This window comes from Lichenibacterium dinghuense (assembly GCF_021730615.1).
Lineage (GTDB): Bacteria > Pseudomonadota > Alphaproteobacteria > Rhizobiales > Beijerinckiaceae > Lichenihabitans > Lichenihabitans dinghuensis.
Genome location: NZ_JAJLMN010000002.1, coordinates 1 through 12,642, shown reverse-complemented (window position 1 = coordinate 12,642; position 12,642 = coordinate 1). Strand labels below are relative to the sequence as shown.

Annotated in this window: 12 protein-coding genes and 1 pseudogene; 9 read left to right on the top strand and 4 right to left on the bottom strand. The window is 61.9% G+C overall.

Annotated features, from left to right (window positions below; all coding sequences use genetic code 11):
* Window positions 1–168 precede the first annotated feature (168 nt).
* Window positions 169–807 carry a nucleotide-binding protein gene (locus L7N97_RS28160; RefSeq protein WP_237482546.1) on the bottom strand — a complete coding sequence of 213 codons (639 nt, stop codon included), beginning with the start codon at window positions 805–807 and terminating at the stop codon, window positions 169–171.
* A gap of 1,581 nt (window positions 808–2,388) precedes the next feature.
* On the opposite strand from L7N97_RS28160, the gene L7N97_RS28155 reads away from it, so the two are divergent.
* A complete protein-coding gene (locus tag L7N97_RS28155; protein ID WP_237482545.1) occupies window positions 2,389–2,724 on the top strand; it encodes a hypothetical protein in 336 nt (111 codons plus the stop codon).
* 759 nt (window positions 2,725–3,483) lie between these two features.
* Here L7N97_RS28155 and L7N97_RS28150 read toward each other — a convergent pair.
* Window positions 3,484–4,137 (bottom strand): LysE family translocator, encoded by a 654-nt coding sequence (locus L7N97_RS28150; RefSeq protein ID WP_237482543.1) that lies wholly within the window; start codon window positions 4,135–4,137, stop codon window positions 3,484–3,486.
* Between the two features lie 662 nt (window positions 4,138–4,799).
* Here L7N97_RS28150 and L7N97_RS28145 point away from each other — a divergent pair.
* The 7 genes from L7N97_RS28145 (at window position 4,800) to L7N97_RS28115 (ending at window position 10,557) form a co-directional block, all read left to right on the top strand.
* Window positions 4,800–5,423 (top strand): recombinase family protein, encoded by a 624-nt coding sequence (locus L7N97_RS28145; protein WP_237482541.1) that lies wholly within the window; start codon window positions 4,800–4,802, stop codon window positions 5,421–5,423.
* A gap of 1,240 nt (window positions 5,424–6,663) precedes the next feature.
* Entirely contained in the window at window positions 6,664–7,095 is a 432-nt protein-coding gene (locus tag L7N97_RS28140) for a hypothetical protein (protein WP_237482539.1), read from the top strand.
* A 357-nt stretch (window positions 7,096–7,452) separates the two neighbouring features.
* Window positions 7,453–7,683, top strand: a complete 231-nt coding sequence (locus L7N97_RS28135) for a hypothetical protein (RefSeq protein ID WP_237482538.1) — start codon at window positions 7,453–7,455, stop codon at window positions 7,681–7,683.
* Window positions 7,680–7,982: a hypothetical protein gene (locus tag L7N97_RS28130; protein WP_237482537.1), complete on the top strand. Its 303-nt coding sequence runs from the start codon at window positions 7,680–7,682 to the stop codon at window positions 7,980–7,982. Before L7N97_RS28135 ends, L7N97_RS28130 begins: the two co-directional genes overlap by 4 nt.
* Before the next feature lie 12 nt (window positions 7,983–7,994).
* Window positions 7,995–8,978: a hypothetical protein gene (locus L7N97_RS28125; protein WP_237482535.1), complete on the top strand. Its 984-nt coding sequence runs from the start codon at window positions 7,995–7,997 to the stop codon at window positions 8,976–8,978.
* Window positions 8,975–9,289, top strand: coding sequence for a hypothetical protein (locus tag L7N97_RS28120; RefSeq protein ID WP_237482533.1), 315 nt, complete (start codon window positions 8,975–8,977; stop codon window positions 9,287–9,289). Before L7N97_RS28125 ends, L7N97_RS28120 begins: the two co-directional genes overlap by 4 nt.
* A gap of 167 nt (window positions 9,290–9,456) precedes the next feature.
* A complete protein-coding gene (locus tag L7N97_RS28115; RefSeq protein ID WP_237482531.1) occupies window positions 9,457–10,557 on the top strand; it encodes a hypothetical protein in 1,101 nt (366 codons plus the stop codon).
* A gap of 16 nt (window positions 10,558–10,573) precedes the next feature.
* On the opposite strand, the pseudogene L7N97_RS28110 reads toward L7N97_RS28115, so the two are convergent.
* A pseudogene (locus tag L7N97_RS28110) lies at window positions 10,574–10,847 on the bottom strand (IS5/IS1182 family transposase); the annotation flags it as partial.
* 217 nt (window positions 10,848–11,064) lie between these two features.
* On the opposite strand from L7N97_RS28110, the gene L7N97_RS28105 reads away from it, so the two are divergent.
* Window positions 11,065–11,805: a hypothetical protein gene (locus L7N97_RS28105; RefSeq protein ID WP_237482529.1), complete on the top strand. Its 741-nt coding sequence runs from the start codon at window positions 11,065–11,067 to the stop codon at window positions 11,803–11,805.
* A gap of 631 nt (window positions 11,806–12,436) precedes the next feature.
* Here the strand turns inward: L7N97_RS28105 and L7N97_RS28100 are convergent.
* A partial coding sequence (locus tag L7N97_RS28100; protein WP_237482527.1) for a ribbon-helix-helix domain-containing protein occupies window positions 12,437–12,642 on the bottom strand: 206 nt, incomplete at its 5' end.

Sequence of the window (12,642 nt, the reverse complement as noted above, 5' to 3'; positions counted from 1 at the left end):
GCTTCCGGCCCTTCACGGGCTCCTCCGGCTCGGCCTCTGGGACCACCGCAGGAAGGGGCGCCTGCGGGGACTCCACGACAGGCTCGGGGGCGGGCGGGGAAGCTTCCGCCTGGGGCTCGGCCTTGGCCCCCATGAGATCGTCCAGGCTCATCACGCTCGGCCGCTTCGTCACTTGCCTGTCTCCTTCGCTTGCCTGTTCACCCAAGCCCAAAGCTCCCTGATCTCGGCCGCCGCCTGCCCCTTGGGCGCATACTCCGTGACCCCCTGCCCGGCCGCGAAAGCGTCCTGATAGTCGGCCCTGGCATGGATCATGGGCTCGGCCAGCAGCCCCAGGGAGGCCAGCCCTGCCGCCATCTCGGCCGCTCGGGAGCTACGGGCGTTCGGGGTGCATTGGTTCAACACGAACCCGAATGATCGGCCGCCGCGGATCAACGCCTCGACGGTGGGCTTGATGGCGAGGCCATCGGGGCGGGTGGGCCGTAGGGGCACGAGGGCCAGGGTGCCAAGCTCCATCGCGGCCCGCGTGATGGGGTTGTCCGCGCCGGCCGTGTCGAGGATCGCCAGGGAGAACCTGCCGGCCACGCCCCGGAGCACCGCGCCCAGCTCGCCCGTGCGCTCGGCCGGAACCGTGACGACTGCCGGGGTCTCCGCCTGCCGGCTGTTGCCCCAGGCCGCTAGGGTGCCCTGGGGGTCGAGATCGAAGGCCACAACGGTCTCACCGGCCTGCCCTGCCGCGACCGCCAGGGACGTTGCCAGGGTGCTCTTTCCGGTCCCGCCCTTTTGGGTGACGAGGGTAACGACGCGCATCCCGTGGTGCCCTTATGCCGTGGCGCAGGTGCATGTAGGACCACCCACGCACCTACGTCTACACGCTGAAACGTACCCGCATGGGGATGACATAGCGCGGAGCCATCACGGCGCTAGTGCGCTTCAACGCGCATATGCTACACAAGGGCCGCCCTAGGAGCACTGTGAGGTGTCCCGGTTTGACATCCTGCCGCAGTGTAGGCGTGATGGGGGATCGGGCGGCGCGAGTCGGCCGGGGATGACGAGGACGAGGACCGCCACGACAGACCGCTAAAACGACGAAACCCCCAGGCTCACCACAAGCCCAGGGGTTCCAAATCGATAGAGGCTTTCGCCACCTGACAGTCGCGAAGGTCTCACGGCTCCCCCCAAGGAGTCAACGGGGAAAACGCCACGTTCCCCGGTCGAGGTCGCTTTGCGCCTTGCGTGGCCCCATGAGGGGCTGACAGATGTTCGCTGACGAAGCGAGGCGGGCCATTGCGGCTTCGCCTCTGACGGGGCTCGACGCCCTGTCTAAGTCCATATGGCAGGCCTACGGCGCGGGTGCCGTGAACGACGCCGAGGCCTCTGAACTGTGCGAGCTGATCGCCGCTCGCCGGGCCGTGAAGACTGCCCCCCAAACTCCCAGGCGTAGCACCGGGCCGCGCCCCAGGTCCGATGCCAGCCTTGAACGTCGCCGCCGTTGGGTGGCCTCGGGATGGCTGCCGCCCACGCTGGCCTGCCGGTTCACCCAGGCGGAGGCTGCCGTGCTCTCCGTGATCGCCGCCGAGGTGACGAAGGCGGGCCGTTGCGTGCTTCCTATTGGAGCCCTCGCGGCCCTCGCCGGGGTGGGCAAGACCACCGTGCGGACCGCCTTGCACCAAGCCCGCACCCTCGGGCTCCTTACGGTCGAGGAACGGCGCCTCTCGGCCTTCCGCAGCGACACCAACGTGGTTCGCATCGTCTCCGGGGAATGGCGGACCTGGCTGTCTCTCGGCCGGGGCAGGAAGGCCGAGGGGGGTGGGTCCAGAACAGCGGTGCCCACGAGCATCCAATTACAAGATAGGCCGCAGCAAGCCCCACGCTACAGGGGAAGTCGGCGAGTAGAGCCCAGCTCCTCCCGCCCATTCATCCATCCACGGCGCCGCCAGGACCCTCGATAGGGCCAACCGGCCCACGTCGAAAGAATCCACCATGCCGAGTGAGCTGTTGCTGTGCCCATGCGGGAAGCCCGTAGAGCGCCGGTCGGGTGCCGGAAGGCCTCCCCGTACCTGTCTCGCCTGCCGGGAGCCCTATCGGGACCGCAGGAAGGTACCGGGTGTCGGAAGCGAGGCCACCTATGCTCCCGTGAACGTGAAGCCTCCGAAGCCCCCGAAGGTCGATTGGAGAACCCTGGCGGGGCTTCCCCCGGCCCAGCCTGCCGCCGAGCGGGTTCCCTATGTGCCGCGGGAGGTGCCCCGGAAGGCTGTAGTGGCGGAACGGGTGAAGGGGTCGCCCCGGCTCAAGCCTATCTCCAAAAAGCAGGCTTGAATCAGTCCTCCCGCTTTGCGTGAACGAGGATCGGTTGCCGTCACGCTCCAACCGGGTGCAAGATCGCCGTCCATGAAGAATATCCAGATTATCGACGGCGCTGCGAACGCGACCTTCAGCGTGTTCCAGGCCACAGACGAGGAGTTCGCTGTGATCTTCCCGAACGGGCGCGACATTGAGCTGATCGAAGATTTGGTCGAACGAATTGGCGAAGAGGCCGCCGGTTCCGTGCTGACGCCTGTTTGGGACCGCCCAATTCTGAAGCGCGACGCAGTCGGGGTACACGGAACCTTGTTCTACGATAATGAACATCGACGGCCGCATATACCGCCCTCGAAGCGCGAGGTGGATTGGGCTGATAGCGCGATCAGTCAAGCTCAGCGTGATCTGTTCTCTCAGCACCGCTAATTTGTCCACGCCACCTACGCTACTTTCGCTGCGCTAGGGCAGGGGGTCGTTTTGTTTTGGGCCAGCCATGCGAGCGGGCATTGATAGATCGTCGCGTGGGCGTTCCCCCCCCGTGCCCGGCCGCGGACCGCACGCGATACAGGCGCGCGTGATGGCGGGCGCACCCGCGGCGGGATGAACGTGCATCATCGCGCGGCCGGGCGCGGTGGAATGCCGGCCCTCCGGGGCACCCTGTCGTGGCTTCTCGGGGGGCTGCCTGGGGCATGTGCTGGCCCGCTCCCGCATCACGACGCTTCGACTCCGTAGCATCACAGCGCACCCGCATTGTTCCTAGGATCGCCTGGAGAGGCTGTAGAGGGCCACTCGGCTGTTTCTGCTACCCCGAACCGCTTCCATCCCCATGATTGCCGTCCACGGCCTCCGCAGGGGCAGCACGGGGCATCCTAGCGGGGAAGGCCGGGGTGCGGGGGCGCGTGGAGAGGCAACGCTATAGCATACCCACGCTAATGCGCTGATACGCCGTAACGTGGTTACGTCTCCGAGAACCGTGGAAGTCTGCCCAGTGGCTGGGACACCGTGACAGCCTCCCGCCCCGAGATCGCCGCCCATGGCCTTGGCAGGGCCAGCACGGGGCATCCTGGTGGAGCCTGGGGGCTTCATCCGTTGAACACCCTTCCGGCAGGCCGACTCATGCGTGAGAGATGGTTTCGGATGAATACACCCCAAGCGAACCTGCGTGATCGATGCGAGAGCCGCTTTCTACCGTGTTGCCCTGGCGTCACCGCTGAGGACGAGGCGAAGGCCGAGCCCGACCATCACCAAGCCGGCGAACCGCTCCTGCCACGCGATCAAGGACGGCCGACGAGCGAGCCACGTCCCGAATGTCCCTGCGCCAAGCGCTACCGCTGCCATAACCATGAAGCCTGAGAGCTTCTGCACCGTTCCGAGGATGAGCAACTGAACCGTCACCGGCCAACCGAACAACGGATCGACGAACTGGGGCAAGAAGGCCAGCATGAACACCATCGACTTCGGGTTGGTGAGGCTGCTGATTGCCCCCTCCCGCAAGGCCGTGAAATCCGAGACAGCTCGCGGCGCCGTCCTGTCGCCACTGACCGACCGTCCTGCCTTCAGCAGGAGCTTGACGCCCAACCAGACGAGGTAAAGACCGCCGACCCACCGCAGAGCCTGGAAAGCCACCGGCGACGCCTGAACGAGAGAGGCGACGCCGAATGCCAAGAGTGGAAGCTGCACCAGCGCAGCGATGAGCGTCGTTCCCGCAGCGGTGAGCAGGGCTACCCTCCGGCCCTGGCCGACGCCACGCCCAATGACGAGCATCATGTCTGGCCCTGGGGCGATCTGAAGGGCGAGAACGGCAGCGTAGAACGTTAGGAAGGCAGGGACACTGAGCATGTGCAATCTCCGTTTCAGACGAGATTGTCACTTCTCGGAGTGTTCATCCACCGTCCGATGCTTTCCTCCGTTCACCTTCTCCCCTGTTCGCTTTGGATAAGATTAAGTAAGCCGCTCATTATGCTCGGTACCGAAGTAATAATATAGGCAAGGAGATCAATTTTATCTATTTTACGAGGCAATAATATGGCTTGTTAGTGTGAAAATGCACTGACAGAAAAAGCGCAGCTTAGCGAAAACAGAAGACATCCAATAACGAGAGACCAGAATATAAATGGTCGCTTACCACGATAATATCTAGTCACCTTACTCTTACCCAGGTCAAAATAGCCGTTTATGAAAGCGTTTAGGCCAACGCATCCGAAAACGATCCCGAGCGTGATGTTTACGAGCAGTTTAATCTGGACAGGTTCTGATCCGTGAACTGACACCTAGTTGCCTCCGCCACGCCGGCCTGAACGCTTCGCACATGAGACAGGGATAATCTAGGCACCGAAGATAAGCTCGGAGACCAAGTTCCTCGATGCCGATACCTACTCAGCCGGTTCTCTATGGGTATGCCCCCACGGAACTAGGCCCCGGGGTGGTTCAGGATGGGCGCTTGACCATCCAAACGGAACCGACTATCACTGAACCATCCTAACGGAACTTCGGTGCTTCCCATGTTCGTCCGCGCCTACCTCCGGGCCTCGACCTCGGAACAGGACGCCACCCGCGCCCGTGCCCAGCTCGACACCTTCGCCGCAGACCGTGGCCTCACCATCGCGGCAACCTACGTCGAGAACGAGAGCGGCGCGAAGCTGGCCCGCCCCGAGCTGTTCCGGCTCCTCTCCGACTGCCGGCCTGGGGACGTGCTCCTCATCGAACAGGTGGACCGCCTGTCCCGGCTCACGGAAGGCGACTGGCGCAAGCTCCGGGCCGAGATCGAAGCGCGACAGGTCCGCATCGTGGCCCTCGACCTCCCGACCTCGTGGACCCTGACGGGGCCGCAAGACGATTTCACGGCCCGCATGTTCGGCGCGATCAACGCCATGCTGTTGGACGTGCTCGCCGCGGTGGCCCGGAAGGACTACGACGACAGGCGGCGCCGGCAGGCCCAGGGGCAAGCCAAGGCGAAGGCCGAGGGGGTCTACAAGGGCCGGCAGGAGGACGTGGCCCGGAACGAGGGGATCGCCGCCATGCTCCGGGATGGCCGCTCCTACAGCCAAATCCAAGCCGCTACGGGGTGCGGCAGGGCCACCGTGGCGAAGATCGCCAAACGGCAGGCCGAGACTGCCCAGGCGTGAGGGGCGGTATCGGATACAGGCCCTTTCGGGGGCCGTTCAGGTGGACAGGGGGTGACCGCTGACGAACCACGGGGCCGGGTGGCAACTCGACAATGCCAGGGCCACTACGTTGCGGGAGGCTCGGGGCTGGTAGCTCGGCAGGTCCTCCCGGTTCACCCTTCCCCAGCCCTCGGGTGCCTTAGCCGGCCTCGGGGGCTTCTCCGTTGTAGGGACAAGAATGGGTCGGAGGATTGCGTAGGAAGGCCGTAGACGGGCGTTTGAGGGTTCGGGGTCACTGCCCTAGCCGAAAACAGAGAATCCGCTCCAAGAGGCTCCTAAGTAATCCTAGGGCCATGTCGATTACCCGTGACTCTAGGATAAGCAGGCCAGAATTACCGCAGCTAGCGGGGTTGTGGACTATGGCATTTTGTCTACCCACAATTAGCCCCGACCCTAGGAAATACCGCGGCATTTCCAAAGCGGTGATGCACGTTACACGGGTGCCATGCTCCGGAATACGTTTGGAGCCACCTATAGGATAACCAGGCGCTTTCTGGGGGCTTCGCCAGAGACCTCCCCATCACGGCCTCCGGCCTAGGAGACCCCCAAGGATCATGGGGAGGGGGGTATATTAAGGTGAACAGTAGAGGTGAACCATAGAGGGTAAGATGAAGGTGATACAGACTAAGAAAAACCATTAGGTCTCCTGTAGTCCCCTTGCGGTACTCGCTAGGTCATCTGTTATCCGACACCATCATCCGCCTCCCTGCTATGGTTCCCCTGTGCTGTTGACCTTCGGGCTAGCGACTAGCCATGGTTCGACCTCGCTGGGTTCCGGGCTTGCGCGTGAGGTCGGGCGTTCACGGTCTATTCGCTTTCGCCGTGTGCCCCTCGGGTTCACCTCCACGGCTCACCCTTCATCCGATGAAGGGTATCCGCTCCATCCGCCTCCCGTGCCAGCCGTGCCCCTCGGGTTCACCCACGAGGGTCTAGCCCAGCTCGGCCATTGGCCTAGCCTCTCCGCCTGATGCCCCCTCACGGCCCGCCGAAGGGCTCCTGTGACGTGGGCATATGTTCGGCCCGTATGTCCGCCGGCCATGGAGGCCAAGGTGTCAGCATTCCTGGCACCATCGCGCCGTCTCACCACCACGACCCGCCCCAAGGCTCCTCTACCGGGTGGTCGCTCGGCCGCGCCCTCGTGGCCCTCTCTCACGTCCCCTGCCGCACCCCGTAGCGGCCCCCAGCAAGGAACCCCAGCACCATGCACTCCCGCAGCTCGCCGGGCGGCTCTCGGCCGTCCATCATCTCCAGCAAGGATCGGAACGGCCGTGTCGTCGTCTCCGTCTCCATCCTCAATTCCCAGGACACCGCCACCCTCTACGTCGAGGACTGGCTCGCCCTCATCACGGCGCACGGCTTCTCCGCCTTCTACCGGAACAAGGCCGTCCGCCACGCCGGGCACGTCCTGTTCAAGTCCAAGCGGGACAAGCGGGTCTATGTGGTCGCCCGCATCATCATGGGGGACCGCAAGGAGTCCATGGTCGAGGTCGCCGATGGGGACCTCACGAACCTCCGCCGGTCCAACCTCTACTATCGCAAGGGTGGGACGGGCGGCATCCGTAGAAGCGACGGCAAGGCCCGTGCGGGAGTCACTGGCGGTGATCTCGGAACCGGGGCGGCATCCGTAGCATAACCGGCAGGATCGCCTTCCAGGGCCTTCCTAGGGGCTCCTACGTCCATCACCGCGCATCCACGCTGTAGCGTCACAGCGCCTTAGCACCACCACGCCATGACGCGCTAGCTCCAAAGCGGACCCTAGCCGGTCTCGCCTCACCCATCCCCCACCACATCGCTGCACATCCTGTCCCCTTGGCTAGTCGCTAGCCGGGTCGATGTTGCGCGTCCCTACAAGGGCACTATCACCATGCACCATGGAAAAGTAACAAACCCCAACAACCGGCCGAGAGAGCGCACCGTTGACGGTATCGTGGCCCCGGAACTTCACGTCGAGGGTCACCACGCTCTCAACTTCGTCACGGACACATGCGTGATGCTCTCCAGTCCGGTCCCGTTGCTGCGGGAGCGTCAGAGGGAGTTTCTTGAACGGGCTCTCGCCCGCCGCATCACCATCCGGCCGGAGGACATCATCGGCCACGCGGTCGTGATGACGGACAGCCAATGGCGGACGTGGCGCGACATCCGCGGCCTGTTCCTCGCCATGCGGTACGCTCACGAGCGCCGCGCGGCTCTCTCCATCCCCCTGCCGGAGGCCGCAGCGTGACCTACCACGCCCATCCCGACCTTGACCCCCAGGATCACCAGCCCCGTGCGTTGGACTCGCTCCTAGCCCCTTCGCTGAACCGCTACGGGCACAGCGCCGACAACTTCGAGATGGACTCCCGGCTCATGCTCGCGGGGTCCCTCACGGCTGCCGATGCCGCCTTCGTTCAGGGCTGCCTCTCGGCCTCCCTCGAACCCGACAACTTCGCCCCAGGTGGTCGCACGCTCCGCATGACGCGGGCCGACCTCACCCGCTGGGAACTCATCCGCTCGGCCTTCGCCGCCACCCGCACCCACTAAGGAACCCCCACCATGAACCCTTTCCACGTCGCCCTTTCTATCCCGACCGCTCCCGTCGAGGCTGCCCCGGCCGATACCTCCCCGGTGGCCCGCTCGGGCTTCGGCTCCTCGGGCTACGGCTCCACCGTCACCTTCCGGGATGGTGTCGCCACCTACTCCGACAACGCTCCGACCAGCATGAACACGGCTGACCTCGGCAACGGCCATGTGGGCATCCTCGGGTCCGCCACGAGCGCCATGGGCTCCCCCATCGCGGCCAGCGCGATCACGCCCACGAGCCTCGTCATGTGCGACGGGATGCAGACCACGGCGGCCAACGCGGAACGCCTCGGCTATCTCGTGAAGAACGCCGCCACGGGTCTCTATGAGCCCGGCCCGGCTGCCCGGATGTCGGAGAAGGCCGAGGCCGAGAAGGCCCGTATCATGGCTGGCGAGCCTGCCGAGAAGGCCCCCACGGTCGGCCCGGAACAGCTCGACGCGAACTCCGAGGCTGCTTACCAGCACTTCACGCAGTCCACCGAGAGCGCCACGCAGTCCTTCGCCCTCCACGAGTGGACCACCACGGGCGACATCTCCTCCCGGACCATCGGAGACCTGGCCCGGCAGGCTGGCACCGATCCCGCCACCATGTCCCGGCAGATCGACACCATGCGGGGCGCCTTTATGACCCAGGCCCATGCCGCGATCCGGCAGGCGGGCGTGACCCCGGAGACGTTTACCGAGTGGGCGAACACGGATGCGGGGTTCAAGGTGACGGGCGCCGCCATCCGAGAGCACATCGCCACTCGCAGCACGAAACCCTACGCAGGAGCCGTGGCGCGCTACCTGGAAAGCCTCGCGGCTCATAACCCCGCGGCGGCTATGGGGCTCCGGTTCGAAGGCGGCGTGACAGCCTCTCTCAGCGGCAAGACCGTGCTCCTCAACATCCCCGGCCTGGGACAGGTGCCGTTCGCGGTCGCCATGCGCCAGGGCCTCGCCAAGGTGGCCCCGAGGTGACGGACCTCGACCACCTCAACAGCCGGGAGCGGGCCTATCGGCTCGCCCAGCGGAAGGCGAGGATGGACCGTGGCGAGGGTGTCGATGCGTTCGACGCCCTTCCCACGCCCTCCGAGTGCGCCGCCGAGGCCGCGATCCGCTTCGAGGTCGAGGCCGTGAAGGTCAACGTGGCGGACCTCGCCCATCGCCACGGCTTCGCCTTCGGGTGGTTCGGGGACCAGCTCCGGCTACAGTTCCCCGAGTCTCCCGAGGTGCTGTCCGTAGAGGAGGCCGTGAGGCGGAACCTCATTGGGCCGGGCCGGGTCTGGTAGGGCGGCCTTAGGTCTCTCTGGAGCGCCAAGGCACCCTGTATCCTTGGCGCCCCCTCGCCTTTCCGCAGGGTTCCCAACCTACCCAGAACACCATATTCCTATTTCAGCTCAGGTCGCACGGCGTTAGGATGACGAGGACCAAGAATGACGGTTGTTTGGAGGATCTTATGTCGCTACTGTTCGGGCCGCTCCCGCCATATATCGATGGTATTATTGATAGGCAGAGCACAATAGACGAAGCTCCTATCGCGCCGTTTACAACCGTAACTGTATTTGATCCTACTCCTGACGCTATCGATACCCTCTACATTGGCATAAGATCCGATGGGCAAGGAACTCTTTCAGGAGAGGGTCTTGGCCCAAACAATACGCTCACAGGAACCGCCTCACAGATTACAGATGATCTACGCTCAATTATCTTTACGCCTATCAACGCCATCCCAGGACAAACTCTCAACACTGATCTTACATTGACTGTAATCAGCAATTCATCTATCCCTAGTACAGTTTATCGAGTTCCGGTCACAGATACCTCTACTGCTCCGGTAGAAACTCTATCCATAGATCCAGATGTTGTGTACGAGGGTAATGGCACATTTGCGGTAAGCGGTAAAGCATATAGCTACTATGGCGTAAATTCAGTACAGTTTAGTGCAAATGTATATGGCTCAACATTTAGTCTCGGATCGGCTGTGCCGAGTTCGGACGAATCATATACATTTGTAGACAATCTAGGAACAAGTCAGATAGAAACACAGTCGTTCATCAGGGCGCAGATAATAGACGGCTCGTTCTCGTATGGTGCTCTTGTGCCGGCACAGTTTGATCTTACAGGGGGCATTACAGGTAAGCGATATACAGCAGAGCAGAATATTTATAATAGCGATGGTAGCTCTGTTCTATCGTCTACATACTTCCGTGAGGACGGTTCTCGGGCCGTCAACGTACTCACTGGTGGGCAGACCTTCAGTTCCTCTTACGAAGATACGTTCCTGAACCATGGAGCGCCAGAGAACACGTTCGTCTTCAACTCCGGTTTTGGTTCGGACCTGATACGTCAGTTCCGCGTCAACGGAGAAGACCACGATACGCTGAGCCTAGCAGGGGGCGACTTTCATAACAGCATCGCCGAGGTGCTTCATAATACCTCCAACGTAGGCGGGGCTGCCGTAATCACTGACCCAACGACAGGGGACACGATCCGCCTCGCGGGGGTTAGTAAGGCGCAGCTCGTTCACAATCAGGCGGCTCTCAGCTTTCACACCTGAGAGTCCGTCCGGGAAGTCAGGCTGCGCAACCGATGCGCCGTAGCAGCATCATGACGGACGCGGCGTAGAGGAAAGCCTTTGCGGAAGCGATGGTCGCCTCCGGGTCCTTCCAGAGCCGCCGATTGCGGCTGATCCAGGCGAAGTAGCGCTCGACCACCCCATCGCCGGGGATGGACCACGAAGCCGACCTGCCCAGGCGGTTTGCGGACGATCTCGACAGCGATGAGCGTGGCGCTGGCCGGCTTGTCGCCAGCGTAGCCCGCGTCGGCAAAGGCCTTGGCAATGGCCGGGGTCCACATGGCGGTTCCAGACCGTGTTTCAGCACCCTCCTGGAATCACCGCAGCCCCAACTATTCAACTTAGGATTCCCTTATCGGACAGAACCTCAAGCTATCGATTGTGAACTGATCACTGCGCAGATGCGAGCGCTGATTGTGATCGGCAAGCAGGTATTAACGGACGCATAGCAATAAGGGCTGAACGCGCACTGCAAAGTTGGGGCTGAGAATGTTTAATTTACGCAAAATCTTTCTCAGCATAGCCGTCGTCTCTACGATTGCTACTCAAAATCGAAGTTCAACACAAAGTAAAGTATTCACAGATGTATATTTCGGCAACGTACGCTATCATCTTCCGGTTCAGACGTATAGAATGTGGGTGCAAAAATATGACGCAATGAAAGACCGAGCAGCGTTTGGGTTTAGTGTCATCGCTCCAAACATCGATCCTGCATCTTCAGATCCAAATGAAAGTGTAAACTGGGGACGTGGGACTGGATGGCACAAAGAAGTTCATATACTTTTCGAGTATGGACATAGTCTCGTAACTGCTCAGCAGTCATTTGAGCATGCAATTAAAGACTCACTGCAAATGAAGGAATTTCAGGATGCAAGGGAGAGGAATGGAGAGCGGAGAGGTGGATTTAAATACCTTGATCCTGATCGATTCGAGCTCATGCAAAATGGATGCAAGAAATACCAGGGGTATGCCATTGCAGGAAATGAGAGTCTGATGTGTCCAACTGAGGACGGGCTTGTTTATGTCGCTTGTCACCCTGAGAAGGGAATGCCTCTACCAAATGGAGGTTTCTGGAAATGGAGCCCTTACTGTGCAGTCAACGTCAACGTTGGCGAAAGAGCAGCTCTTCAATATGCTTTCAGTGAAGATTATATCGACGATTTTCCTCAAATGCACCACCGCTTGATAAATTTGTTGAAATCGTTTCAGGTCTCCTCTTCAATCAAGTGATGTTGAGCAATGCTCATCTTGCCTGTCGTGCAGCTCAGTCGAATAATTTATCCATATAGCAGATACTCTGAGCGTCCGTTGGATAAGTATTTGGCATGTTGAAGGCATGCACTTGAGGCTCTCGTGCAATTGCTGCGAAATGTGACTAATTGTATGTTTTCGGACGAACTCTGAGAGAGCTAGAACCGCTCGATGCAAAGATGCTCCTAGCGCTCTATGGCTGTCCGATCTCCGAAGCCTCGAGGGGCTTTGAGACCGTCTGCACCAACGGCCTTCCCGAGCACCACGTCACCGCCGATCAGCAGCGCAGCGGCAAGCCCGGCAAGCTCCGCCCGAATGTCGAAGTCTCCCTATGGAACCTGGCTCGGCTTGGGATGCTGGCGCCGGGAGGCGGTTGGGGCGGTATCTCCACCGTCTTCACAGTGACGAGGACAGCTCTCGGGCACGCCTTCCTGGCAGCCACGACCACCGAAGCAGACTGCGAGGCTCATCGGCCTACTGCCTTCCAAGCGCCCGACGATACGGGAGCCTGGGAAACGGTAGGCTTCACCCTGCGGTGCCCTCACGGCCCTCCACGGCCTGCGTGGGGCTCCCTGACGCTATTATGCTGTGACGCACCCACGTCTCAACATCATCGCACCCTGTCCCCCTTCCGCCGCTTCGCTCCCCGATCCTTGAGCTTGGAAACGGACGGGTAGCCGCGGGCCTTAAACACCGCGTCCAGGCCCTCGTTCACCAGATCGGAGACGTTCAGGCGCTCCCGGAAGGCGATCTCTCGGAGAGCGTCATGCACCTCCCTGTCGAAATACATGGACGTGCGGAGGACGTGCGGGACCG

What these genes read in the sequence shown, in the direction of transcription:
- L7N97_RS28105 (WP_237482529.1), top strand. Translation starts at nt 11,065, where the DNA reads ATGTTTAATTTACGCAAAATCTTTCTCAGCATAGCCGTCGTCTCTACG.
- L7N97_RS28125 (WP_237482535.1), top strand. Translation starts at nt 7,995, where the DNA reads ATGAACCCTTTCCACGTCGCCCTTTCTATCCCGACCGCTCCCGTCGAG.
- L7N97_RS28135 (WP_237482538.1), top strand. Translation starts at nt 7,453, where the DNA reads ATGCTCTCCAGTCCGGTCCCGTTGCTGCGGGAGCGTCAGAGGGAGTTT.
- L7N97_RS28160 (WP_237482546.1), bottom strand. Translation starts at nt 807, where the DNA reads ATGCGCGTCGTTACCCTCGTCACCCAAAAGGGCGGGACCGGAAAGAGC.
- L7N97_RS28155 (WP_237482545.1), top strand. Translation starts at nt 2,389, where the DNA reads ATGAAGAATATCCAGATTATCGACGGCGCTGCGAACGCGACCTTCAGC.
- L7N97_RS28115 (WP_237482531.1), top strand. Translation starts at nt 9,457, where the DNA reads ATGTCGCTACTGTTCGGGCCGCTCCCGCCATATATCGATGGTATTATT.
- L7N97_RS28145 (WP_237482541.1), top strand. Translation starts at nt 4,800, where the DNA reads ATGTTCGTCCGCGCCTACCTCCGGGCCTCGACCTCGGAACAGGACGCC.
- L7N97_RS28150 (WP_237482543.1), bottom strand. Translation starts at nt 4,137, where the DNA reads ATGCTCAGTGTCCCTGCCTTCCTAACGTTCTACGCTGCCGTTCTCGCC.
- L7N97_RS28140 (WP_237482539.1), top strand. Translation starts at nt 6,664, where the DNA reads ATGCACTCCCGCAGCTCGCCGGGCGGCTCTCGGCCGTCCATCATCTCC.